The 22140-nt window shown below is 69.5% G+C and carries 18 protein-coding genes; 8 read left to right on the top strand and 10 right to left on the bottom strand.

Annotated features, from left to right (window positions below):
- Positions 1-92: 92 nt before the first annotated feature.
- The 4 genes from bioD to ACFWFP_RS32285 are packed head-to-tail and all read right to left on the bottom strand — an operon-like array spanning position 93 to position 3771.
- Positions 93-773 carry a dethiobiotin synthase gene (gene bioD, locus ACFWFP_RS32300; protein ID WP_379301439.1) on the bottom strand — a complete coding sequence of 227 codons (681 nt, stop codon included), beginning with the start codon at positions 771-773 and terminating at the stop codon, positions 93-95.
- Positions 770-1969 (bottom strand): 8-amino-7-oxononanoate synthase, encoded by a 1200-nt coding sequence (locus tag ACFWFP_RS32295; RefSeq protein WP_379301437.1) that lies wholly within the window; start codon positions 1967-1969, stop codon positions 770-772. The genes bioD and ACFWFP_RS32295 overlap by 4 nt, the downstream gene beginning before the upstream one ends.
- Positions 1966-3243: an adenosylmethionine--8-amino-7-oxononanoate transaminase gene (locus tag ACFWFP_RS32290; protein WP_379301435.1), complete on the bottom strand. Its 1278-nt coding sequence runs from the start codon at positions 3241-3243 to the stop codon at positions 1966-1968. The genes ACFWFP_RS32295 and ACFWFP_RS32290 overlap by 4 nt, the downstream gene beginning before the upstream one ends.
- Positions 3244-3303: 60 nt before the next feature.
- Complete coding sequence (locus tag ACFWFP_RS32285) at positions 3304-3771, bottom strand: MarR family winged helix-turn-helix transcriptional regulator (protein WP_379301433.1); 468 nt, start codon at positions 3769-3771, stop codon at positions 3304-3306.
- Positions 3772-3800: 29 nt separating this feature from the next.
- Here ACFWFP_RS32285 and ACFWFP_RS32280 point away from each other — a divergent pair, with 29 nt between their 5' ends.
- The 3 genes from ACFWFP_RS32280 to treY all read left to right on the top strand — a co-directional run bounded on the left by ACFWFP_RS32280 (position 3801) and on the right by treY (position 8952).
- The gene (locus tag ACFWFP_RS32280; RefSeq protein WP_379301431.1) at positions 3801-4346 is read left to right on the top strand and encodes a cupin domain-containing protein; all 546 of its coding nucleotides are present in this window, start codon (positions 3801-3803) and stop codon (positions 4344-4346) included.
- A 67-nt stretch (positions 4347-4413) separates the two neighbouring features.
- The gene (gene glgX / locus ACFWFP_RS32275; protein WP_379301429.1) at positions 4414-6516 is read left to right on the top strand and encodes a glycogen debranching protein GlgX; all 2103 of its coding nucleotides are present in this window, start codon (positions 4414-4416) and stop codon (positions 6514-6516) included.
- Between the two features lie 48 nt (positions 6517-6564).
- Positions 6565-8952 (top strand): malto-oligosyltrehalose synthase, encoded by a 2388-nt coding sequence (gene treY / locus ACFWFP_RS32270; RefSeq protein ID WP_379301449.1) that lies wholly within the window; start codon positions 6565-6567, stop codon positions 8950-8952.
- 82 nt (positions 8953-9034) lie between these two features.
- On the opposite strand, the gene ACFWFP_RS32265 is transcribed toward treY, so the two are convergent.
- Complete coding sequence (locus ACFWFP_RS32265; RefSeq protein ID WP_379301427.1) at positions 9035-9454, bottom strand: hypothetical protein; 420 nt, start codon at positions 9452-9454, stop codon at positions 9035-9037.
- 26 nt (positions 9455-9480) lie between these two features.
- Positions 9481-9837, bottom strand: a complete 357-nt coding sequence (locus tag ACFWFP_RS32260; protein ID WP_379301425.1) for a nuclear transport factor 2 family protein — start codon at positions 9835-9837, stop codon at positions 9481-9483.
- A gap of 158 nt (positions 9838-9995) precedes the next feature.
- Here ACFWFP_RS32260 and ACFWFP_RS32255 point away from each other — a divergent pair, with 158 nt between their 5' ends.
- Positions 9996-12827, top strand: a complete 2832-nt coding sequence (locus ACFWFP_RS32255) for an AAA family ATPase (protein WP_379301423.1) — start codon at positions 9996-9998, stop codon at positions 12825-12827.
- A gap of 68 nt (positions 12828-12895) precedes the next feature.
- Here ACFWFP_RS32255 and ACFWFP_RS32250 read toward each other — a convergent pair whose 3' ends face one another.
- On the bottom strand, positions 12896-13111 hold the full coding sequence (locus ACFWFP_RS32250) for a hypothetical protein (RefSeq protein WP_379301421.1): 216 nt from the start codon (positions 13109-13111) through the stop codon (positions 12896-12898).
- Between the two features lie 97 nt (positions 13112-13208).
- Between ACFWFP_RS32250 and ACFWFP_RS32245 the strand changes: the two genes are divergently transcribed.
- Positions 13209-13643 (top strand): nitroreductase family deazaflavin-dependent oxidoreductase, encoded by a 435-nt coding sequence (locus ACFWFP_RS32245; RefSeq protein WP_379301419.1) that lies wholly within the window; start codon positions 13209-13211, stop codon positions 13641-13643.
- Between the two features lie 88 nt (positions 13644-13731).
- Entirely contained in the window at positions 13732-15084 is a 1353-nt protein-coding gene (ilvA, locus tag ACFWFP_RS32240) for a threonine ammonia-lyase IlvA (protein WP_379301417.1), read from the top strand.
- Positions 15085-15100: 16 nt separating this feature from the next.
- Here the strand turns inward: ilvA and ACFWFP_RS32235 are convergent, their stop codons facing one another.
- The 3 genes from ACFWFP_RS32235 to ACFWFP_RS32225 form a co-directional block, all read right to left on the bottom strand.
- Positions 15101-16351, bottom strand: a complete 1251-nt coding sequence (locus ACFWFP_RS32235) for a serine hydrolase domain-containing protein (protein WP_379301415.1) — start codon at positions 16349-16351, stop codon at positions 15101-15103.
- A 75-nt stretch (positions 16352-16426) separates the two neighbouring features.
- On the bottom strand, positions 16427-18178 hold the full coding sequence (gene treZ / locus ACFWFP_RS32230) for a malto-oligosyltrehalose trehalohydrolase (RefSeq protein ID WP_379301413.1): 1752 nt from the start codon (positions 18176-18178) through the stop codon (positions 16427-16429).
- Between the two features lie 45 nt (positions 18179-18223).
- On the bottom strand, positions 18224-20143 hold the full coding sequence (locus tag ACFWFP_RS32225) for a hypothetical protein (protein ID WP_379301411.1): 1920 nt from the start codon (positions 20141-20143) through the stop codon (positions 18224-18226).
- A gap of 130 nt (positions 20144-20273) precedes the next feature.
- Between ACFWFP_RS32225 and ACFWFP_RS32220 the strand changes: the two genes are divergently transcribed.
- Entirely contained in the window at positions 20274-20846 is a 573-nt protein-coding gene (locus ACFWFP_RS32220; RefSeq protein ID WP_379301409.1) for a TetR/AcrR family transcriptional regulator, read from the top strand.
- 82 nt (positions 20847-20928) lie between these two features.
- Complete coding sequence (locus ACFWFP_RS32215; protein WP_379301407.1) at positions 20929-22125, top strand: Cmx/CmrA family chloramphenicol efflux MFS transporter; 1197 nt, start codon at positions 20929-20931, stop codon at positions 22123-22125.
- The last annotated feature ends 15 nt before the right edge of the window (positions 22126-22140 follow it).

The following is a 22140-nucleotide window of genomic DNA, read 5'->3' as shown; positions in this document are numbered from 1 at the left end:
CCTCGTGTCCCAGCCAGTGGCTGAGTCGGTGTCCGTGTCGCTCTGACTCGAATAAAGTTACGTGCCGACCAACACGAAGTCAAATCGGCTGGTCAAGGGTGGTTTCCAAACAGCGGTCCGGTGGTGAACCAGCTCGCCGCGGCCGCGGTGAAGCGGTGGCGGTCCCACTGCCCCGCGCCTGCGGGGATCGCGCCGACTATCGGGGTCTCGGTGACTCGCGGAAGGTCTTCGCGATTGCACTGCGAGGCGAGGTCGGGATCGGTCGGCCAGGAGCCGATGACCAACCCGGCGCAGGGAACACCAGCCGCGGCGAGGGTCCGGGTGGTGAGTTCGCTGTGGTTGAGGGTGCCCAGGCCGGCCGCGGCGACAACCAGGACCGGTGCACCGATCTTCTGGGCGAGGTCGAGCAGGGTGAACTCGCCCATCCGCACCAGCAGTCCGCCCGCGCCTTCGACCAGTACCAGGTCGGCGTCGGCGAGCGATTCGACGGCGGCGACGGTGTCACCCAGGCTCAGCAGTGGCATGGCCGCGCGGCGCGCGGCGGTGTCGGGTGCGAGTGGTTCCGGGTAGCGGGCGAGCTCGAGGGTACGGGTCACCCCGGTCAAGCGGGTGACCTCGGCGAGGTCGCCGGGTTCACCGGGGGCGATGCCGGTCTGCGCGGGCTTGCAGACAGCGACGGTGCGCCCCGCGGCCTGCGCGGCGGCGGCCAGTGCCGCGGTGACGACAGTTTTGCCGACGTCGGTCGAGGTGCCGCTGATCAGCAGGACAGTCATGCCGTCACCGATTCCTTGCCGCGGGCCGAGGCGAGAACATCGCCGAGGACCTCGGCGATCGTGTCGAGTTCGGCGGATGTCAGGTCGGCGCGGGCGGTGAGCCGCAGCCGGGAGGTCCCTTCGGGGACCGAGGGCGGGCGGAAGCAACCGACGTCGAGGCCGCGGGCGCGGCATGCCTGCGCGGCATCGAAGGCGACGTGAGCTTCGCCGAGAACGACGGAAACAACCGCGGAATCCGGTTCGGGGACCCCGGCGATCCGGGCGATGTCGGCGGCGCGGTCGAGTACGCGGGTGGCCATCGACGGGTCGCGGCGCAGCAGCGACAGGGCGGCGCGGGCCGCGCCGACCGCGGCGGGGGCGAGGCCGGTGTCGAAGATGAAGGTGCGCGCGGCATCGATCAGGTGGGCACGGATTCTGGCATCGGCCAGGACAACGCCGCCCTGGGCGGCGAATGCCTTCGACAGGGTCGCGGTGATCACGAGGTCCGGCTCGCCGGCCAAGCCCAGCTCGTGCACGAGTCCGCGTCCACCCTCGCCGCGGACCCCGAGTCCGTGGGCTTCGTCGACGATCAGCACGGCGCCGTTCGCGCGGGTGACGCGATGCAGGTCGGTCAGCGGCGCGAGGTCGCCGTCGGCGCTGAAGACCGAATCGGTCAGCACCAAGGCGCGCTCTTCGGTGCGCTCGGCGAGCAGACGTTCGATCGCGGCGACATCGCGGTGTGGCGCGATCGCGACCCTGGCACGAGAAAGCCTGCACGCGTCGACCAGTGAGGCGTGCGAACCCGCGTCGGAGACCACGAGGGTGCCGCGACCGGCCAGCGCGGTGACCACGCCGAGGTTGGCGGCGTAGCCGGTGGCGAAGACCAATCCTGTTTCGGCACCGACGAATTCGGCCAGTTCGAGCTCGAGGAGCGCGTGCTCGGTGGTCGTTCCGGTGACCAAGCGGGAACCCGTAGAGCCCGCGCCCCACCGACGCACCGCCTCGATCGCGCCCTCGACGACCTCGGGGTGCCGGTGCAGGCCCAAGTAGTCATTGGAGGCGAGGTCGATCGCGGACGACTCGGCGACACGCTCGCGCAGATGCCTGCGTAGCCCGGCGTCGACCCGTTCGGCCGCACGCTCGTCCAACCAGCTCAACGGATCCGTACTCACAGTTGAGCAGCATACTTGAACACCGTTCAGGACGGTCGGGCTCATGCGATCGAGGCCTTCACCGCCGCGCGCACGGCCTCGGTGATGGCGGCGATGTCGGCACTGGTGCTGATGAACGGGGGCATCGTGTAGACGAGGTTGCGGAACGGGCGAAGCCAGGCACCGGCGTCGACGGCGGCATCGGTCGCGGCGCGCATATCGACGGGTTCGTCGAGTTCGACGACGCCGATCGCGCCGAGCACGCGGACTTCGGCGACACCGGGCAGCTCGGCCAGCGGCGCGAGGCCGGTCCGCAGCTCCGACTCGATCCTGGACACCTCACCTCGCCAGTCCCGCGAGCGCAGCAACTCGATCGAGGCGACCGCGACGGCGCAGGCCAGGGGGTTGCCCATGAAGGTCGGCCCGTGCATCAGCCCGCCGTGTGCCGCGCTGATGGTCTCGGCGATCCGCGCGGTGCACAGTGCCGCGGCCAGGGTGAGATAGCCGCCGGTCAGCGCTTTGCCGACGCACATCACGTCCGGCGCGACGCCCGCGTGGTCGGCGGCGAACAGCTCGCCGGTGCGGCCGAATCCGGTGGCGATCTCGTCGAAGACGAGCAGCACGTCGTGGTCGTCGCAGATCCGGCGTAGTTCGGTGAGGTAGCGCGGATCGTGCCAGCGCATGCCGCCCGCGCCCTGGACGACCGGTTCGACGATCACCGCGGCCAGCTCGTCGCGATGGGTGGCGACGGCGAGTTCGAGTTCGGCGACATAGCCGGGTTCGAACTCTCGTGGCGGCGCGGGGACGAAGACCTGCTCGGTGAGGACGTCGGTCCACAGCGAGTGCATGCCGCCGTCGGGGTCGCAGACGCTCATCGGGGTGAAGGTGTCGCCGTGGTATCCCCCGCGCCAGGTGAGCAGCCGGTTCTTCGCCGGGCGCCCGGCCCCGCGCCAGTACTGCAGGCACATCTTGGTCGCGACCTCGACCGAGACGGAGCCGGAGTCGCAGAGGAAGACCTTGTCGAGACCGGCGGGCGTGAGTTCGACCAGCAACTGGGTCAGGCGGGCGGCCGGTTCGTGGGTGAGCCCGCCGAACATCACGTGGCTCATGCGCTGGGATTGCGCGAGCAGGGCGGCGTCGAGGACGGGGTGACAGTAGCCGTGGACGGCCGCCCACCACGAGCTCATCCCGTCGACGAGTTCGCGGCCGTCGGCGAGAGTGAGCCGCGTTCCCGCCGCACTCGCCACGACCAGCGGCTCGGTGGTCGCGGGGAATCCGCCGTAGGGATGCCAGACGTGTTCGGCATCGAGGGCGGTGATCTGCTCGGGGGTCAGGTCCACAGGTTTCCTCGTCGTCGCCCGGGGCTGCCGAAACGACAGCCTTGAACGCTGTTCAAGTTATCACTCGCCGTGCTCGGCGGAACGGGTGTCGGCGTGATTCGCGATCGCGGCGGGCAGCCGAGCGAGGGCATCGCGGACCACGGCGAGCGATTCCGCGCCCCACTCGGCGGCGATCACCTCATCGATTCGCTGGATGTGGCGCCCAGCCAGCGCCACCACCTCCCGACCGGCCGCGGTCGTGACCACCAGCCGCGCCCGCCCGTCCGCGGGGTCGGGCGCGCGCCGCACGTATCCGCACTTCTCCAGGTGCGTGACCAACTCCCCCATCGACTGCTGGGTCATTCCGGCGGCCTCGGCTAGCGCGGTCACCCGGGATCCTTCCGGCGCGAGGTAGCGGAATACCGCGTAGTGGGCTGGGCGCAGATCGGTTCCGCGCCCGGCGCGCAGCGCGGGGTTCAGCGCGCGTTCGTAGGCATCGGCCGCCTGGACCAGCAGTTTCAGCAAGGACGATCGCTCAGCCATTGACATACTAGGAAGGTTACCTTTATATCTGAGTAATGGCTGCCATCGGTTCCGTCCTCACCTTCCGCAACGGGCATCGGGTCACGCTCGTCGACCGGGGCGCCGACGCGCAGGGCGCCTATCTGCGCCTCGAACACGTATTGCCGCACGTCGGCAGGCAAGCCGGCCCGCACTGGCATCCCGAGATCAGCGAAACCTGGACCATTCGCACCGGTCAGGTGCGGTTTCGGGTCGACGGCGAGGACATCGTCGCGGGGCCGGGCGAGACCGTGACCGCGCCCCCGCGCGCCGTACACGAGTTCTGGAACGAGGCGAACGACACCGTGATGGACCATCTGATCCGTCCGCCGCTGCAGCACTGGGAGATGTTCGAATTCTGGAGCGGCCTCGACAACGCGAACAAGACGACGAGGAGCAAGCTCCCCCGCAACCCGCTCGCCCTCGGGCTGCTGTGGGAATACCAGGACGGCTATCTCGCCGGTCCGCCCGCGTTCCTGCAACGGCTGATCTTCGGCGGATTGGCCGGGCTCGCGCGGCGCACCGGCTACGCGCGGCGGTTGCTCGCGACCACATCGGCCTGAGCAGCGGTCCGCGAGCGGCCGGTCACATCGTGCGCGGTGGGACCCACGGTTCCATTACTGTCGTAGCATGTCGAGCCCGAACGACCGACCCGAGGTGTGGCCGGGCACCGCGTATCCGCTCGGCGCGACCTACGACGGCGGGGGCACCAACTTCTCGGTGTTCTCCGAAGTCGCCACTAAGGTCGAGCTCTGCCTGATCGCCAAGGACGGCTCCGAGACCCGCGTCGACCTCGACGAAGTCGACGGCTATGTCCGGCACGCCTACCTGCCCTCCGTCACGCCGGGTCAGCGGTACGGCTTTCGCGTCCACGGTCCCTACGATCCGGAACTCGGATTACGCTGCGATCCCAGCAAACTGCTGCTCGACCCGTACGGGAAGGCGTTCGACGGCGAATTCGTCAACGATCCCTCGCTCTACACCTACGGGCTGGATTCGCTGGGCAACACGATGACCGGGGTGGTGATCAACCCGTTCTTCGACTGGGGTCCCGACCGGCCGCCGAACCGGCCCTACCACGAGACGGTGATCTACGAAGCGCACGTCAAGGGCCTCACGATGACGCACCCGGAAATCCCCGAGGATCTGCGCGGCACCTACGCGGGCCTGGCGCATCCGGCGATCATCGGGCATCTGAAGTCGCTGGGCGTCACCGCGATCGAGCTCATGCCGGTGCACCAGTTCTTCCACGATCATGTGCTCACCGATCAGGGATTGCGCAACTACTGGGGCTACAACAGCATCGGCTATCTCGCGCCGCACAACCAGTATTCGGCCCGGCCGCGTGGCGACGGCGCGGTCGCGGAGTTCAAGGCGATGGTGCGCGCGATGCACGCCGAGGGCATCGAGGTGATTCTCGACGTCGTCTACAACCACACCGGCGAGGGCAACCACAACGGGCCGATACTGAGCCTGCGCGGGATCGACAACGCCGCCTACTACCGGCTCGACGAGGCCGACCCCGAGCACTACAAGGACTACACCGGTACCGGCAACAGCCTCAATGTCCGGCATCCGCACACGCTGCAACTGATCATGGACTCGCTGCGGTACTGGATTCTGGACATGCACGTCGACGGCTTCCGCTTCGACCTCGCCGCCACGCTGGCTCGCGAATTGCACGATGTGGACCGGCTTTCCGCGTTCTTCGACCTGGTGCACCAGGATCCGGTGGTGAGTCAGGTCAAGCTCATCGCCGAACCCTGGGACGTGGGCGAAGGCGGCTACCAGGTCGGCAACTTCCCCAGCCTGTGGACCGAGTGGAACGGCAAATACCGGGACACGGTGCGTGATTACTGGCGCGGGGAGCCCGCGACATTGGGCGAGTTCGCTTCCCGGCTCACCGGGTCGTCGGATCTGTACGAGTCGACGGGACGGCGACCGGGCGCCAGCATCAACTTCGTCACCGCGCACGACGGCTTCACGCTGCGAGATCTGGTGTCCTACAACGAGAAACACAACGATGCCAACGGCGAGGGCAATCGGGACGGGGAAAGCCACAACCGATCGTGGAACTGTGGCGTCGAAGGCGAGACCGACGATCCCCGGGTCCTGGCGCTGCGTGCTCGCCAGCAACGCAATCTGCTGGCCACGCTGATCCTGAGTCAGGGCACGCCGATGCTCGCCCATGGTGACGAGATCGGACGCACGCAGCTCGGCAACAACAATGTGTACTGCCAGGATTCGCCGCTGGCGTGGATGGACTGGTCGCTGGCGGAGTCGAATGCCGAGCTGCTCGAGTTCACCCGGACGGTGATCGCCTTGCGCACCGCGCATCCGATCTTCCGGCGCCGTCGCTTCCTGGCCGCCGGTCCGAGCGACGATCAAGGTCACCGCCGCGAGATCGCCTGGTTCGCGCCCGCGGGCACCGAGATGACCGACGCCGACTGGGACAGCGGCTTCGGGAAGTCCCTGGCCGTGCTGCTCGACGGCGACGGCATCGCCGAACCGGGTCCACGGGGTGAACGCATCACCGACGACTCGTTCCTGCTGTGCTTCAATGCGCACGACGAAGCGATCGATTTCGTCCTGCCCGGACCGGAGTTCGGTGCGCACTGGTCGCTCGCCCTGGATTGTTCGACCCCGACCGGCGCGGCCGACGCGGTGTACGCCGCGGCGGCGACGCTGCCGGTCGCCAGCCGCTGCCTGCTCGTATTGCGCCGAACCGCCTAGCCGCCGAGCGAGACGATGACCCAGACCTATGTGACCGACCCGCTGACCATGCTGCATCGCGCGCCCGTCCGAGCCGGCACGGTGCGCAGCACCTACCGGTTGCAGTTGCGCCCCGACGCGCTCACCTTCGCCGATGCCCGCGCCATCGCCGAATACCTGCAGCAGCTGGGCATCTCACACCTGTACCTGTCGCCGATCCTGACCGCGACGCACGGGTCGACCCACGGTTACGACGTCACCGATCCCACCACGGTCTCCGCCGCGCTCGGCGGGCCGACGGGCCTCAAAGCACTCTCCGACGAAGTGCGAAGCCGGGGCATGGGACTGATCGTCGACCTGGTGCCCAATCATGTGGGTGTCGCCGATCCGCGGCAGAACCCGTGGTGGTGGGACGTGCTGCGCACCGGCCAGAAGTCGCAGTACGCCAAGTACTTCGACATCGACTGGAGCTCGGGCAACGGCGCGGGCGGGCGACTGGCGCTGCCGGTTCTGCAGAACGAGAACGACCCCGCCGCGCTGACCGTCGACCGCTCCGGCGCGGAACCGATGCTGGCCCTGCACGATCTGCGATTCCCGATCGCGGCGGGCACCGACGGCGACAACGCGCTGCGCATCCACGACCGCCAGCACTACCGGCTGGTGAGCTGGAAGGCCGGGGTGTGCACGTATCGGCGGTTCTTCGCGGTGAACAGTCTGGCCGCGATCCGGCAGGAAGACCCGGAGGTGTTCGAGGCGACCCACCGGGAGCTGGCAGCCTGGTGCGAACACGATCTGATCGACGGTGTTCGCGTCGACCATCCCGACGGCTTGTCGTATCCGAGCGCATATCTGACCCGGTTGCGCAGGCTGATCGGCCCACAGCGGCTCCTGCTCGTCGAGAAGATCCTCGCCAATCGCGAGCCGCTGGACGCGACGCTGCCGGTCGACGGCACCACCGGCTACGACGCGCTCGCCGATCTCGGTGGGGTGCTGATCGACCCGGCGGGCGAGGCGACGCTGACCGAACTGTCCCAGCGCGTCGCGGGGCACGGTAGCGACCGGGCGTGGTTCGGTGAGACCGAGCACCGGATCAAGCGTGCCGTCGCCGAAACCATTCTGGCGCCGGAGATCCGGCGATTGGTCGCCGCGATCAAACGCGACGGCAACGCGGGTAGCTTCGACACTCTCGCGGTGAGCAACGCGACCATCGAGGTGCTGGCGTTCATGCCGGTGTACCGGGTGGACTACGCACCGCTGGCCGGGATGACGGCCGCGGTCGTGGCGGAGGTGGAGAAGCGCAATGCCGAGCTGACGGCGCCGCTGTCGGTCCTGGTGACCGCGCTGTCGGTGGGTGGTGAAGCGGCGACGAGGTTCTCGCAGGTGTGTGGGGCGATCACCGCCAAATCGGTCGAGGACACCATGTTCTATCAGGGTGCGCGGCTGGTATCGCTGCAGGAGGTGGGCGGTAACCCGGCGCGATTCGGCCACTCCGTCAACGACTTCCACCTGTCCAACAGTGAACGTGCGCAGCGCTGGCCCGCGACCATGACGACGATCTCGACCCACGACACCAAACGCGGGGAGGATGTGCGCGCCCGGATCGGGGTGTTGTCGCAGGTCGCCGATGTCTGGTCGCAGCGGGTTCGAGGCTGGCTGGAGACGACTCCCGCACCCGACGGGGCCACCGCGTTGTTCCTGTTGCAGAACATGTTCGGGGTGTGGCCCGCCGACGGGCGACCCGCCTCGTCGGTGCCGGGGCTGCGGGACCGGCTGCACATGTTCGCGGAGAAGTCGATTCGCGAAGCGGGCACGAAGACGTCGTGGGAGGAGCCCGACGCGGCGTTCGAGTCGGCCGTGCACGGCTGGCTCGATGCGGTGATCGATGGACCGGTCGGCACGGGCATCGGCGATCTGGCCCATGAGCTCGCGCCCCACGCGTGGTCGGACGCGGTGGCGCAGAAGCTCTTGCAGCTGGGTGCGCCGGGGATTCCCGATATCTACCAGGGCACCGAGCTGTGGGAGGACTCCCTCGTCGATCCCGACAACCGACGGCCGGTGAACTTCGCCGCCCGGGTCGGGATGCTCCAGTCACTCACCGACACACCGACTTTGGACACCACCGGCGCGGCGAAGATGTGGGTGGTCGCCTATGCGCTGTGGTTGCGCCGGGAGCGGCCGGAGTGCTTCGTCGGCGGGATGTACCGGCCGCTGTACGCGATCGGTGAGCACGCGCATCGGTTCATCGCCTACGGTCGGGGGCCCGCGGGCGACGCGCCGGAGGTGATCGTGGCGGCGACCCGGCATTCGGTCGGGCTCGGCGCAACGGGCTGGCTCGATACGACGTTGCCGCTGCCGCAGGGCAACTGGACCGATCGGCTCACCGGGAACACCTTCGCGGGTAGTGCGCGGGTGGACAAACTGTTCGCCCGGCTTCCTGTCGCGTTGCTGGTGCGCTGACAGCGAGGGCAGCACACGCGGGACCGAGGGGACGCACCGGCGAGGGACCGGCCACCGCGGGGGTCGGTCCCTCGTGTCCAGCTCAGTGACTACGACGCAGTCCCAGATACTGCAGCGCGGCGAATCCGCCGACCGTCACCGACTGCATCACCGCCCACACCGCGCCCACCGTGGTGAGACCGAGCGCACCGGTCGACAGCGTGGCGAGACTGGCCACGACCCAGGCGGTGTTGCCGATCGCCACCGCCGACGCCGCGGCCCGGTTGACAGGCGCCGATCGGCCGACGACCGCGACGGCGAGGCCGTAGGCGGTGAGGAAGGCGCCGATCGCGAGGCCGACCCGGGCATCGAGTCCGAGTAGCCGTTCCAGTGGTTGCGCCAGTGCCAGATAGGCCAGGCCGTTGACGGTGGTGACGACGGCGTCGAGGCGCAGCGACAGCCGCAGCAGGTTCTCGCCGGAAGCGAACAACCCGGACAGGCGGGACGGGGCCGTGGTGGTCATGGCGGATCTCCTTGTCTGCGAAGGGGTTACGTGGTGGCGGGGACCTGATCGAGGAAGCCGTAGACGCTGTCGATGCGACCGTCGGCGAGGACGGCGACGTCGAAGCCGATCACCACGGCGGGGGCGTCGGCGGGGCCGAGTCCCCAGGTGAAGCGGACCTGGTCGTGGTGGGCGTCGACGGGGCCGGCCAGGGTGAACGTCCACTCGGGGAACTGGGCCTGGACACCGGCGATGGCGGCCTCGAGTTCGGCGTGGCCGGTGACCGCGACCAGCGGGTCGACGTAGCGCGCATGCGGGGTGAACAGACGGGCGACGGCGGAACGGCGGGCGGCGGGCTCGCGGGTGTTCCACGCTTCCAGGTACTGTGCGACGACGGTGTTCATCTCGACCTCCGAAATGGGCTGTGAGCTGGTGTTTCGCGGGTTGTTCCTGCGATGACACCAACGTTATGGCGCACGGGGGGTCGGTCGAATCAGTCGCCTATAGGTACTTTTCCCGTCGCGACTACTGGCGATACCGGCACGGCGATACGGTGGAGCCCATGCTGCACGGACGCGATACCGAACAGGCCAGGATCGACGACCTGCTCAGCGGGGCGCGCGCGGGGCGAAGCGGGGCCATGGTGGTGCGCGGCGAGGCCGGGATCGGGAAGACCGCGCTGCTGGATTACGCGGCAGCGCAAGGTGTTCCGGCAGTGCGTAGCGCGGGGATCGAGTCCGAGGCCGAATTGCCCTTCGCGGCGCTGCATCTGCTGGTCCGGCCAGGTATGGAGCTCGTGCGCCACCTGCCGTCGCGGCAGCGTGACGCACTCGAGGCGGCGTTCGGGCTCGGCGAGGGCGCGCCCGCCGATCGGATGCTGATCGGGCTGGCGGTACTGACCCTGCTCGCCGAGGAGGCAGCCAACGGGCCGCTGCTGTGCCTGATCGACGACGCGCATTGGCTGGACCGGGCCAGTGCGGAGGCGCTGCTGTTCGCGGCGCGTAGGCTCGAGGCAGAGGGGGTGGTGATGCTGTTCGCGACGCGCTCGGGGCCGCAGGATTTTCCCGCGCCCGGGCTGACAGAACTCCCCCTGTCCGGTCTGCGTCCCGATGCGTCAGCGGCACTGCTCGATGCCGGTACGACCCCGCTGAGTCCGGCCGTCCGGTATCGACTGCTCACCGAGTCGGGCGGTAATCCCCTTGCGCTGCTGGAACTTCCGGCGGTAGTCGGCGACGGCAGTGTCGACGACGCGAATCCGCTGCCGTTGTCGCAGCGGTTACAGCTGGCCTTCCACGGCCGCGTCACCCGCTTGCCCGCGGCGACGCGGACCGTGCTTCTGGTCGCGGCGGCGGCCGGTGCCGCGGACCTGGCGCCGATCCTGCGTGCCGCGGCCGGTCTCGGTGCGTCACTGCGGGATCTGCAACCCGCCCAGGACGCGGGCATGATCGGCACCGACGGCCAGGTGCTGACCTGGCACCACCCACTGCTGCGGTCGGCGGTGTATCAAGGCGCCGCGCTCACCGACCGACTGGCCGCCCACCGAGCCCTGGCCGACGCACTGAGCGGCGACGACACCGTGGACCTCCGGGCATGGCATCTCGCCAGTGCCGCAACAGGTCCCGACGAGAACACCGCCACCGCACTCGAGCACACAGCCGACCGTGCCCGGCGCCGCCACGGCCTCCATGCCGCCGTGACCGCCTACGATCGCGCGGCCGCGCTGAGCCTCGACAGGAGCGCCCGCGTGCGCAGACTCGTCTTCGCCGCCGAGTCCGCGACGGAGGCGGGCCTCACCGACCGCGCAGAGCGACTGGCCGAGCGAGCCGCGTCCCTGTGGAGCGACGTCCGCGAGCCGGCGGGCGATGCCCCCGGCACGCCGGCAACCGGCGGCCCGACGCCGCAGGCGGCGCGACCTGGCGAACGAGAGGCTGTCGGCTCTGCCGGGGTAGTCGACGGGGGCGGCGAGCAGGGCAGCGCGGCCGAGGAAGGCGGAGCCGCGTTCGAGCTGCGGCTGGACCTGGTGCGGGCGCAGGCCGAATTCGCGGGCGGCAAAACGGGTTCCGCGCATCGTCGGTTGATGTCCGCGGCCGTCGCGATGCGCGAATCCGATCCCCGTGGCGCGGCTCGGATTCTGACCAAGGCCGTGCACACCGCCTGGTACCTCGGACCCGATGAGCTCGACGAGGTCGCCGATGTCCTGGCGACGCTGCGGCTGATGGAGGCAGACCCCGCGACGCCGATCGCGCGGTATCTGACCGGGTCGGTGACAGGTCAGCGGGTCGCCGACCTGCGGGACGCGGCGGCCGCCGCCCGGACCGGCGGGGCGGACAGTCCGGCCGACCTGGTGCAGCTGTGTGGCAGCGGATTGGTCGTCGGGCAGGACGATCAGGTCGAGGAGCTGGCCGGCGAGTTGATCAGGGAGTGCCGGGAGCAGGGGCGGATCGGGTTGCTGGCGCCGCTGTTGTTCTTCCGATCCGAGGGGTTGTTGTTCGGTGGGCGACCGAGGGAGAGCCGGATCGCGGCCGAGGAGGGGTTACGGATCGCGCAGGACATCGGACAGGCGCAATGGGTGAGTCAGATCCACGCCTTTCTGGCGTATCTCGCCGCGCTACAGGGTGATTCGGCCTCGTGTCGCGACCATGCCGCCCGCGCGGTAGCCGAGGAATTCGGTGGGCCGGGCGCGGTCGGTGCGTCCTGGGCGCACGCGGCCGTGGCGCTGCTGGCACTCGGCGAAGGCAGGCTGGAGCAGGCGCGGACCGAACTCGCGCAGATGACGATCGAACCGGCGCGGCACCAGGTCATCGGGCTGCGCACGCTCCCGGATCAGATCGAGGTGGCGGTTCGGCTCGGCGCGACCGACCAGGCGACCGAGGCGCTGGATCGGCTCAGCGCCTGGTCGCAGCGGGCCGAGCAGGAGTGGATCGCGGCGCTGGCGGCCCGTGGACGCGCGTTGCTGGCCGACGGCCCGGAGGCCGAAGAGCACTTCGTGGCCGCGCTCGCCGTCAACCGGCCGTTCGACGAAGCCCGCACTCGGCTGCTGTACGGCGAGTGGCTGCGCCGCGACAAGCGCAAGGTCGACGCGCGGGCCCAGCTTGAACAGGCGACAGCGCTGTTCGATCGGCTCGGCGCGGCACCGTGGAGCGAACGCGCACGCACCGAACTGGGCGCGCTCGGGGTCGGAACCGGTACGCGCGCGAGCGGCGGCCCACTGAGTCTGCTCACCCCGCAGGAATCACAGATCGTGCGGCTGGCGGCGCAGGGATTGTCGAATCGGGAGATCGCGGCACGGCTGTTCCTGAGCCACCGCACCGTCGGCCATCACCTGTACAAGGCGTATCCGAAGCTGGGCGTGTTGTCGCGCGGTGAGCTGAGCGCGCTCGACCTGACGGAGTGATCCGCCAACCGGCTCGGACCTGAGCTCGGGACTCGCGTCGAACACCGAGCCGGGCGCGGCGCGCCGAATCAGCTACGCGACGCGGCGCGGGTAGCGCCGACGGTCCAGCGCACGGCGGCGACCGCGGCCGCGACCAGCACCGCGACCTGCGGCGACCCGATGATCAGCAGCAGCAGCGCACCCACCACGAGCGCGGCGACGAGCGCCTCGAGCTTGTAGACCGGCCACGCGCTACCCGCGATGTCGACGGTCGCGGATGCTGCCGATGAGGTGAGCACTGCCATGCAGACCAGGATAGGCGCACATCGAAGTTCGGTCCACCGAACTTATTCGAGGAACCCTATCGGGAACATCACATAGCGTGGATTCGTTGTGCAGGTCATGCCACTCACAGGAGAGTACGCACCGAGCACGTCGGACTGGGCACGCGAACAGGCCGAGACCTACGAGAACTCCGGCGGTGCCGAAGGCACCTCGTTGCAGGGCAAGCCCGTCATCCTGCTCACCACCAAGGGCGCCAAGACCGGCAAGCTGCGCAAGACGCCGCTGATGCGGGTCGAGCACGACGGCGAGTACGCCGTCGTCGCGTCGCTGGGCGGGGCGCCGAAGAATCCCGTCTGGTACCACAACATCAAGGCCGATCCGCACGTCGAACTGCGCGACGGCACCACCACCAAGGACTACACCGCGCGCGAGGTCGTCGGCGACGAACGAGCGCAGTGGTGGGAGCGCGCGGTGGCCGTCTGGCCCGACTACGACGAGTACACGAAGAAGACCGATCGCGTGATCCCGGTCTTCGTCCTCACTCCACGCTGAACCGCAGGTCCGAGCCCACCCGCCGTGGTCGCCACGGCGGGTGGTTCCGCTCGCCGAGCGCGCGAGCCGCCTCGGTAGCATTGTCCGGGTGTCCCCCATCGCTGACGTCGCCGACGTGTCCGTAACCCGTCCGCCGCTCACCGCGGACGAGATCGACGCCGCCGCCAAGCGAATTTCCGACATCATCGAGCCGACGCCGCTGCAGTACAGCGCGCGACTGTCGGCGAGTACCGGTGCGCAGGTGTACCTCAAGCGCGAAGACCTCACCGCGGTCCGCTCCTACAAGCTGCGCGGCGCCTACAACCTGATGGTGCAGCTCACCGCCGCCGAGCGCGCGGCCGGTGTGGTGACCGCCAGCGCGGGCAATCACGCGCAGGGCGTGGCGTTCGCCTGCCGGGCCATGGGTGTGCGCGGACGCATCTATGTGCCGACCACCACCCCCAAGCAGAAGCGCGACCGCATCCGCGTGCACGGCGGCGAGTTCGTGGAACTGATCGCCGTCGGCGAGACCTACGACGCCGCGGCTGCGGCCGCCGCCGACGATGTCGCCCGCACCGGCGCCACCATGGTGCCGCCGTTCGACGACGCGCGCACCGCCGCGGGTCAGGGCACCATCGCCGCGGAGTTCCTCGAGCAACTCGGCACGGCCCCCGACCTGGTGATCGTCCCGGTCGGCGGCGGCGGCTGCCTCGCCGGTATCGGCACCTACCTGCGCGAACGCGCACCGCACACCGGCCTGCTCGCCGTCGAACCCGCGGGGGCGGCCTCGTTGACCGCAGCGCTGGTCGCCGGCGCACCGGTGACGCTGCCCGAGATCGACCCGTTCGTCGACGGCGCCGCCGTGCGCCGCATCGGCGAATTGCCCTACCGGGCGGCGGCGTCGTTCGGCGGCCGGATGGTCTCGCACGCCTCGCTGCCCCTGCTCACCACACCCGGATCCTCCACCGGCACAGCGGCTTTCCGGGTGATGCTGGTCGACGAGGGCGCTATCTGCACCGCGATGCTCGACCTCTACCAGAGCGAAGGCATCATCGCCGAGCCCGCGGGCGCGCTGGCCACCGCGGCCCTGGCCGAGATCGACATCGCACCCGACAGCACGGTCGTGGTGCTGGTCTCGGGCGGCAACAACGATGTGTCGCGCTACGGCGAGATCATCGAACGCTCCCTGGTGCACCGCGGTCTCAAGCACTACTTCCTGGTCGACTTCCCGCAGGAACCCGGTGCGCTGCGCCGCTTCCTCGACGATGTCCTCGGCCCCGACGACGACATCACCATGTTCGAGTACGTCAAACGCAACAACCGGGATACCGGGGCCGCGCTGGTCGGCATCGAACTGGGCGCCACCGACAACCTGGCCTCGCTGATGCACCGCATCGAGGAGTCCCCGATCCAGGCCGAACGCCTCGAACCGGGGTCCCCCGCCTATCGCTACCTGACGTAGGTCCGCCGCACGGCGATCACGCCGCCGCGCGGTCCTCGCGGTGTCCGGACGTGCGGCTCGCGCGCACACTCGACACGACCAACGGCAGCAGCCAGCCCATGGCGAGCTGGTCGTAGGGCAGCAGTACCTGGTCGAGCCGGTTGTGCACGTAGGCCACCGAGAGGCCCGACTGCGGGTCGACCCAGCCGAACGAACCGCCGAGCCCGATATGGCCGAAGCCGTGCCGCGCGCCGGGGACGGGCAACGAGTGGTAGCCCAGGTGCCACATCATCGGCAGGTAGAACAGCGCGTGGTCGAGCCGGTAGCTCTGGACCCGGCGGATCGCGGCATGCGTGCTCTGCTGCAGGTACGGCGTGCCGTCGACGGTGACGCCGTCGGCCAGCGCGGCATACATCTTCGCCAGTCCGGCGGCCGTCGCGACACCGTTGCCCGCCGGCATCTCGGTGTTCAGGATCGGGGGGTCGTCACCGTCGAGAATGCTGTCGAGGCCGGGCACGAACAGGCAGCGGGCGGCCGCGCCGAGCGGTCCGGGCAGCCGGAACCCGACATTGGCGAGGAAACCGGCCGCGACCGGGTGCGCGGCGAAGCTCATGTGCGCGCCGGCGAGCCGGGCGTATTCGGTCGAGGAGTCCGCGGCGGGACGACCGAGGTGGATGCCGTCGATACCGAGCGGATCGGTGACCTCGCTGCGGATCAGCTCGCTCATGCTCCGGCCGGTCACGCCCCTGGCCAGGCCCGCGAGCAGCCAGCCGTAGGTCAGGGCGTGATAGGCGGGGGTGCCGAGCATCCGATCCGGGGCGGCCAGCGCCAGGCGGTCCTCCATCAACTCGTGATCGAGGGCTTCGGCGGCGGTGTTGGCAACCGTGGACAGCGACGACAGTCCGGAGCGGTGGGTGAGCACGTCGGCGACGGTGATCGCGCCCTTGCCGTGCGCGGCGAAACGCGGCCAGTATTCGGCGACCGGCGCCTGGTAGTCGATCAGCCCGCGATCGGCGAGCCGGTGGATGACGGTGGCGGTGACGCCCTTGGTCGCGGAGAACACGATCGCGCCGGTCTCGGCGGTCCACGGCCGGTCACCCGCGCTACCGGTCCAGAAATGGGCGAGTGGTTCACCGTGCCGATAGATCGCCAGTGCTCCGCCCGCGTCGCGGCGATGGCCGATCAAGGTGGCGAATGCGCGCACCAGCGGGCCGAATCCGGCCGGGGCGTAACCCCCGATACCGACCGGGAGGGCAGCGCTGTCCTGCCCGTAAGCGTCGTTGCTCATCATCCGACTATACGGCGTTATGCCGATTCGGCAATGCCACGTTTCGGACTGTGGCCGACCCGTAGCCCGGCGTCATCACTCGGTGACCACCGTGCCCGCGCCGTCACCTTCCTCGAGCACGGCGAAACTATGACCCGAAATCAGTGTTCCCGCACCGCTTTCGGTGGCGGGCGACCAGGCCAGCAGCACTCGACCGTGCACCGGGATGACCACTTCGTCCTCGGCGAGGTTGCACACCACCGATATTCGGCCACGACGCAGGATGAACCAGCGCCGCGCTTCGTCGTAGTCGGCCCACACCCGTTCCAGCCACGGATCGGCGAACTCGGGCCGCGACCTGCGCAGAGCGAGCAGGCCGCGATAGCAGGCGAGCAACCGGGCGTGCGGTTCGCGACCGACCTCGGTCCAGTCGAGCTTGGAGCGGGCGAACGTGGCCGGGTCCTGCGGATCGGGCACCTCCTCGCCCGACCAGCCGTGCTCGGCGAATTCGGCGCGGCGCCCGGTCGCGGTGGCCGCGGCGACGACCGGGTCGGTATGGGAGGTGAAGAACTGGAACGGGGTGCGCGCGCCCCACTCCTCCCCCATGAACAGCATCGGCGTACTCGCCGAGAGCAGCACCAGCGCCGCCTTCACCGCGAGTTGACCGGGGGTGAGGTAGGCGCTGGGCCGATCACCGATCGCGCGGTTGCCGATCTGATCGTGATTGCAGGTGTAGCCCAACAGCGCGCTGCCGGGGATGAGGTCGCGCCGCAGTGGCGCGCCGTGGGTGCGTCCGCGAAAGCTGGAATAGGTCCCGGCGTGGAAGAAACCGTGGGTGAGGGTCTGCATGAGGCAGGCCAGTGAGCCGAAATCGGCGTAGTAGCCCTGTCTTTCGCCGGAGACGGCGGTGTGCACGGCGTGATGCAGGTCGTCGTTCCACTGGCCGGTGAGCCCGTAGCCGCCTGCCGCGCGCGGGGTGATCAGGCGGGGATCGTTGAGGTCGCTCTCCGCGATCAAGCTGAGCGGTCGGCCCAGATGTGCTGCCAGCGCGGTGGTTTCGACGGTGAGCTCGTCGAGCAGGTGGGTGGCGGTGCGATCGACCAGCGCGTGGACGGCGTCGATGCGCAAGGCGTCGAGATGGAATTCGCGCAGCCAGCGCAGGGCGTTGTCGATGATGTAGGCGCGGACCGCGTCGGAGCCGGGACCGTCGAGGTTGAGGCTCTGCCCCCAGGTGTTGCGGCCCGCGGTGAGGTAGGGGCCGAAGCGCGGCAGGTAGTTGCCGCACGGGCCGAGGTGGTTGTAGACCACGTCGAGGCAGACTGCCAGGCCACGGGCATGGCAGGCGTCGACGAAGCGTTGCAGACCGTCCGGACCGCCGTAGCTTTCCTGTACCGCGTACCACCCGACGCCGTCATAGCCCCAGTTGTGAGTGCCGTCGAAGGCGTTCACCGGCATGAGTTCGACCGTGGTGACGCCCAGTGTCACGAGATGGTCGAGGTGCTCGATCGCCGCGTCGAAGGTGCCTTCGGGGGTGAAGGTGCCGAGGTGGAGTTCGTAGAACACCGAGCCGGCCAAGGGTCTGCCGGTCCAGTTCCGGTCGGTCCAGACCGTCTGGTCGAGGTCGTGGACAGCGGAGGTTTCGTGCACGCCGCCGGGCTGGCGGGCCGAGCGCGGGTCGGGCAGCACCGTCGGGTCGTCATCGATCAGGAAGCCGTAACGGGCACCCTGACCTGCGTCGACGCGGACCGACCAATTGCCGCCTCCGTTTCTTCGCATCGGGTGCTCGACCCCGTCCAGTTGCAGCCGCACCGCTCCCGCCTCCGGCGCCCACACCCGAAACTGCCTCATCGGCCCAGCATCGCATGCCCCGCGCCGGTGTGCTCGATCAACGATTCACCGCGCGTGCGCGGCGACCCCGACCGGTCCCGCGCCCACGCACAGCGACTGCCGCTCGTCGAGGGATCTGATCCGCAGGGTGTCCCCACCGCCGAGCAGCCGGACGTACACGGTGTTCAAGCCCGCGCGCACGTCGGCGATCGTCTCAGTCTCGCCCTCGAAGGACAGCGCGATCCGGCCGTCACGTGCGGCGTTGTAGTTCACCTGGGCGGTCCAGTCGCGGATCTGCATGGGGCCGTCGAGGGGAAGATTGGCGCCGGCGGTGCCGTGTACGCGGTACCCGCAGCGGGGTTCGGGGCCCTCGACGATGGCACGGTTCCACCAGACCTGCGCGTCGACGACGGCGCCGTCATCGGTGATCATCCGCAGGCGCGGGGTCGAGAGGGCGAAGGTGGTGGGGGTCGCGATCGGGGCGAAGACGCGGTCGGTCATGTTCTCGGGGAAGGCCAACGGGTTCAAGACATTCCACGGCACCTCTTGTGGCAGCAGTGGCGCGTCGGCGGCGCCGGGGAGCGCGGCCCGCACGCCGCCGACGTAGGTGCGAGCCGGGCTCGGTTCCCAGGACCTGGTGAAGGTGATCGTCGAGTACACACTGCTCGCGAGAAACACGACGATCGCCGAGATACCCACGATCCGCCGAGCTCGACCGTCGTGTCCCGCCTCGACCGGAGCCGATCCGCTGACGGTGCGCGTCGGATCGGCGTCGGCCGGAACTCGTCGGCGTGCAGGCTCGTTCGATCCCGATGCGGAACTCGACCGATGCCGACGTGGTGCCAGCGTGATCAACGCGAGCGCGACGGTCGCGACGACGGCGAAATCGGCGAAATAGCGCACCGACTGGAGAAGCAGTCCCGCGGTACTCGGGCCGTCACGCAGGAGGACGACGGGCGCGATGGTCAGCGCCGCGTATCCGGCGGCGCACACCCAGATCGCGATGACCCGGCCGCGGGTGCGAATCGTCCACGCCGCGAACAGGATCAGCGACAGCCAGCTCAGCGCGACCAGCACGCTCGGCGAATCCGCCCACGGGGTGGCGGGTTGCCAGCGTTCCCAGCGCCATGGGCCGCCGAACAGCGCGGGCACCAGTCCGTCGGACAGCGCGCGGCTCCACAGGGCCGCGGGGTGTTCGGGCGCCGAGAGTCCCCGTGGACGTTGGACGACGAGCAGAAAACACGCCGACCACGCCAGCAGCACCGCACCGGCCGCCGTCCACAGCGCGCCCCCACGCCGAGCGGCCGCCCGCACGGATCCCCCCGCCACGTGGGCGGCCAACACCGCCACCGCGAAAGCCACCGGCAGCACGACCACCGATTTCTCGAAGAACAGCAACGCCACCGCGAACACCAGCGCCCCCGACACCGCGTACCGGCGCTGCCCGGTGCGCACCAGCCGCACCGCGTCCGCGCTCACCCACGCCAGCGCGATCTGCAACGGCAACGCGTTCACCGCCGCCGACCACCAGGCGAACGCGGGCACCGTCAACGGAACGAACAGGAAGAACGCCAGGGGTCCGAGCATGCGAGCGCGAACCCCGAGCAGCACGATCAGCAGTCGCAACACCGCCAGCGAAGCGAGCAGTTGCAGCCCGGTCAGCACCACGACCGCGGCTGCCCAGTTCAACGGCGCCACCTCGGTGACCAGCCAGGTCAGCACGAAGGCCAACGGCATCACATGCCCGTCGTGACTGGTGAACAGCAGTTCCGTCGAGAGCACCGGCTGACTGCTCACCCGGCCGATCAGCAGGAAATCGTCCCAGTAGAAAAAGCCCGACGCGGCCACCCAGCCGCGCAGAACCAGCTGGGCCACGATCAGCGCCGCGGCGACGAGCAGCACCGTCCGCCCGGCCATCCGCCGCGGCACCGGCCGCGACGGGTCACGGGAATGCGGCGGCGAGTCGAGCAGCGGCACGGACGTCACGTCTCTCGACGCTAGCCCGTAGGTCGCGGGGCGGCCATCACGACCCACCACAGGGGACTCACCGATGGGCTGTGCCTGCACACAGCCCAGTTTTGGACTGATCTGTTCAAAACATGCTACGGTCGTCGACATGGCCAGACCCAAGGAATTCGACGAGCACCGCGCCGTGGACGCCGCCATGCGGGCGTTCTGGTCCGCCGGTTACGAGGCGACCTCCACCCAGGACCTCTGCGCCGCGACAGGTTTGGGCCGCAGCAGCATCTACAACACCTTCTCCAGCAAGCGCGATCTGTTCGATCGGGCTCTGCGCCAGTACATGACCACGAAGAACGCGCCCCTCTTCGACATCCTCGACAGCGACGCACCGGCCAGGGAGCGGATCGCCGGCGTTCTGCGCCGGACCGCCGACGCGCCCGATACCGAACCGGCGGGTTGTCTCGTGGTGAACTCGATCGTCGAACTCGCCCCACACGATGCCGCCGCCCGCGCAGTCCTGGCCGCCGACGGCGAGCGCCGTCTCGACGCGCTCACCGCGGTTGTCGAAATCGGCCAGCGCGCAGGCGAATTCGCCGCTGATCGGGATGCGCGCGCCATCGCCCAGTTCCTGACCGCCACCATCAGCGGCATGCGCGTCGCCGCGCGCGGCGGTGCCGATCACGCCACCCTCACAGCGATCGCCGAGACCGCGATGCACTGCCTCTGAAATCCACCGGCCCCCTCGTCTTTCACCATGCCGTCATTTTGAACTGATTGATCCAAAATATTTCGACGTACGAGAGGTTGTCATGCCGACCGCTGTCTACATCCTGGGCCTGTCCATCTTCGCCCAGGGCACCTCCGAGCTGATGCTGGCCGGGCTCCTCCCCGAAATGGCCCCCGACCTGGGTGTTTCCATTCCCCGTGCGGGACTGCTCATCTCGGCCTTCGCGCTCGGCATGCTGGTCGGCGCGCCGCTGCTGGCCGTGGTGACGCTGCGGTGGCCACGCCGCGACGCGCTGCTGGCCTTCCTCGCGATCTTCGTCGCCGCGCATGTCGTGGGCGCGCTGAGCAGCGACTACGGCGTGATCTTCGGGACCCGCGTGGTGAGCGCCTTCGTCTACGCGGGATTCTGGGCGCTGGCGGCGGCGACCGCGGTGCGCCTGGTGGCCCCACAGCTCCGCGGACGGGCGATGAGCATCGTGGCGGGTGGACTCACCATCGCCACGATCTTCGGGGTACCCGCGGGCACCGTCATCGGCCAGCATCTGGGCTGGCGCGCGGCCTTCTGGGCGGTCGCCGGGCTGTCCGCACTGACGATGATCGGTGTGTTCGCGAAGATTCCCGGCGGTCGCCCCGCCACGGTCCCCGCGCTGCGCGGGGAATTGCGAGTGATGGCGAACCCGCGACTGTGGGTGTCCTACGGCGCCACCGCGCTGTCGACGGGTTCGGCGTTCGTCACCTTCGCCTACCTCGGCGCGATGCTGGCCGACACCACCGGCGTCTCGGTGGCGTGGGTCCCCGCCGTGCTGGGTCTGTACGGCGTCGGCGGATTGATCGGTATCACGATCGGCGGTCGATTCGCCGACGCGCACCCGTTCCGCACGCTGTATGTGGGGGCAGCCGGAATGACGGTGGTCGCGGCCGCGATCGCGGTCACCGCGCACTCCCCTGCCCCGATGATCGTGCTCGTGTTGCTGCTCGGCGCTGTCGGTTTCGCTACGAACCCGGCCTTGAACACTCGCGTCTTCACGCTGGCCGACGGTGCTCCGACACTCGCCGCGGCGACCAACTACTCGGCGTTCAATGTCGGAATCACCGTCGGTCCGTGGCTGGGCGGGCTGGCCATCGGCGCCGGACTGGGCTTCACCTCGGTCGGCTGGATCGGCGCCGGGCTCGGTCTGGCCATGCTCGTCACCGTGGGGCTGTCCCATCGGCTGGAACGCGAGCCCCGCACGGCCGCTGCTACTTCCGGGCAGGGGGTGCCCGCGCTCACCCACCCGTAGACCTGGAACGTCGAC

The sequence above is a fragment of the Nocardia sp. NPDC060249 genome, assembly GCF_042728755.1.
Lineage (GTDB): Bacteria > Actinomycetota > Actinomycetes > Mycobacteriales > Mycobacteriaceae > Nocardia.
This window is presented reverse-complemented; position numbering and strand designations above follow the sequence as displayed.

Coding starts and splice junctions, on each gene's coding strand:
- bioD (WP_379301439.1), bottom strand. CDS start 773: ATGACTGTCCTGCTGATCAGCGGCACCTCGACCGACGTCGGCAAAACT.
- ACFWFP_RS32295 (WP_379301437.1), bottom strand. CDS start 1,969: ATGAGCCCGACCGTCCTGAACGGTGTTCAAGTATGCTGCTCAACTGTG.
- ACFWFP_RS32285 (WP_379301433.1), bottom strand. CDS start 3,771: ATGTCAATGGCTGAGCGATCGTCCTTGCTGAAACTGCTGGTCCAGGCG.
- ACFWFP_RS32280 (WP_379301431.1), top strand. CDS start 3,801: ATGGCTGCCATCGGTTCCGTCCTCACCTTCCGCAACGGGCATCGGGTC.
- glgX (WP_379301429.1), top strand. CDS start 4,414: ATGTCGAGCCCGAACGACCGACCCGAGGTGTGGCCGGGCACCGCGTAT.
- treY (WP_379301449.1), top strand. CDS start 6,565: ATGCTGCATCGCGCGCCCGTCCGAGCCGGCACGGTGCGCAGCACCTAC.
- ACFWFP_RS32265 (WP_379301427.1), bottom strand. CDS start 9,454: ATGACCACCACGGCCCCGTCCCGCCTGTCCGGGTTGTTCGCTTCCGGC.
- ACFWFP_RS32260 (WP_379301425.1), bottom strand. CDS start 9,837: ATGAACACCGTCGTCGCACAGTACCTGGAAGCGTGGAACACCCGCGAG.
- ACFWFP_RS32255 (WP_379301423.1), top strand. CDS start 9,996: ATGCTGCACGGACGCGATACCGAACAGGCCAGGATCGACGACCTGCTC.
- ACFWFP_RS32250 (WP_379301421.1), bottom strand. CDS start 13,111: ATGGCAGTGCTCACCTCATCGGCAGCATCCGCGACCGTCGACATCGCG.
- ACFWFP_RS32245 (WP_379301419.1), top strand. CDS start 13,209: ATGCCACTCACAGGAGAGTACGCACCGAGCACGTCGGACTGGGCACGC.
- ACFWFP_RS32235 (WP_379301415.1), bottom strand. CDS start 16,351: ATGAGCAACGACGCTTACGGGCAGGACAGCGCTGCCCTCCCGGTCGGT.
- treZ (WP_379301413.1), bottom strand. CDS start 18,178: ATGAGGCAGTTTCGGGTGTGGGCGCCGGAGGCGGGAGCGGTGCGGCTG.
- ACFWFP_RS32220 (WP_379301409.1), top strand. CDS start 20,274: ATGGCCAGACCCAAGGAATTCGACGAGCACCGCGCCGTGGACGCCGCC.
- ACFWFP_RS32215 (WP_379301407.1), top strand. CDS start 20,929: ATGCCGACCGCTGTCTACATCCTGGGCCTGTCCATCTTCGCCCAGGGC.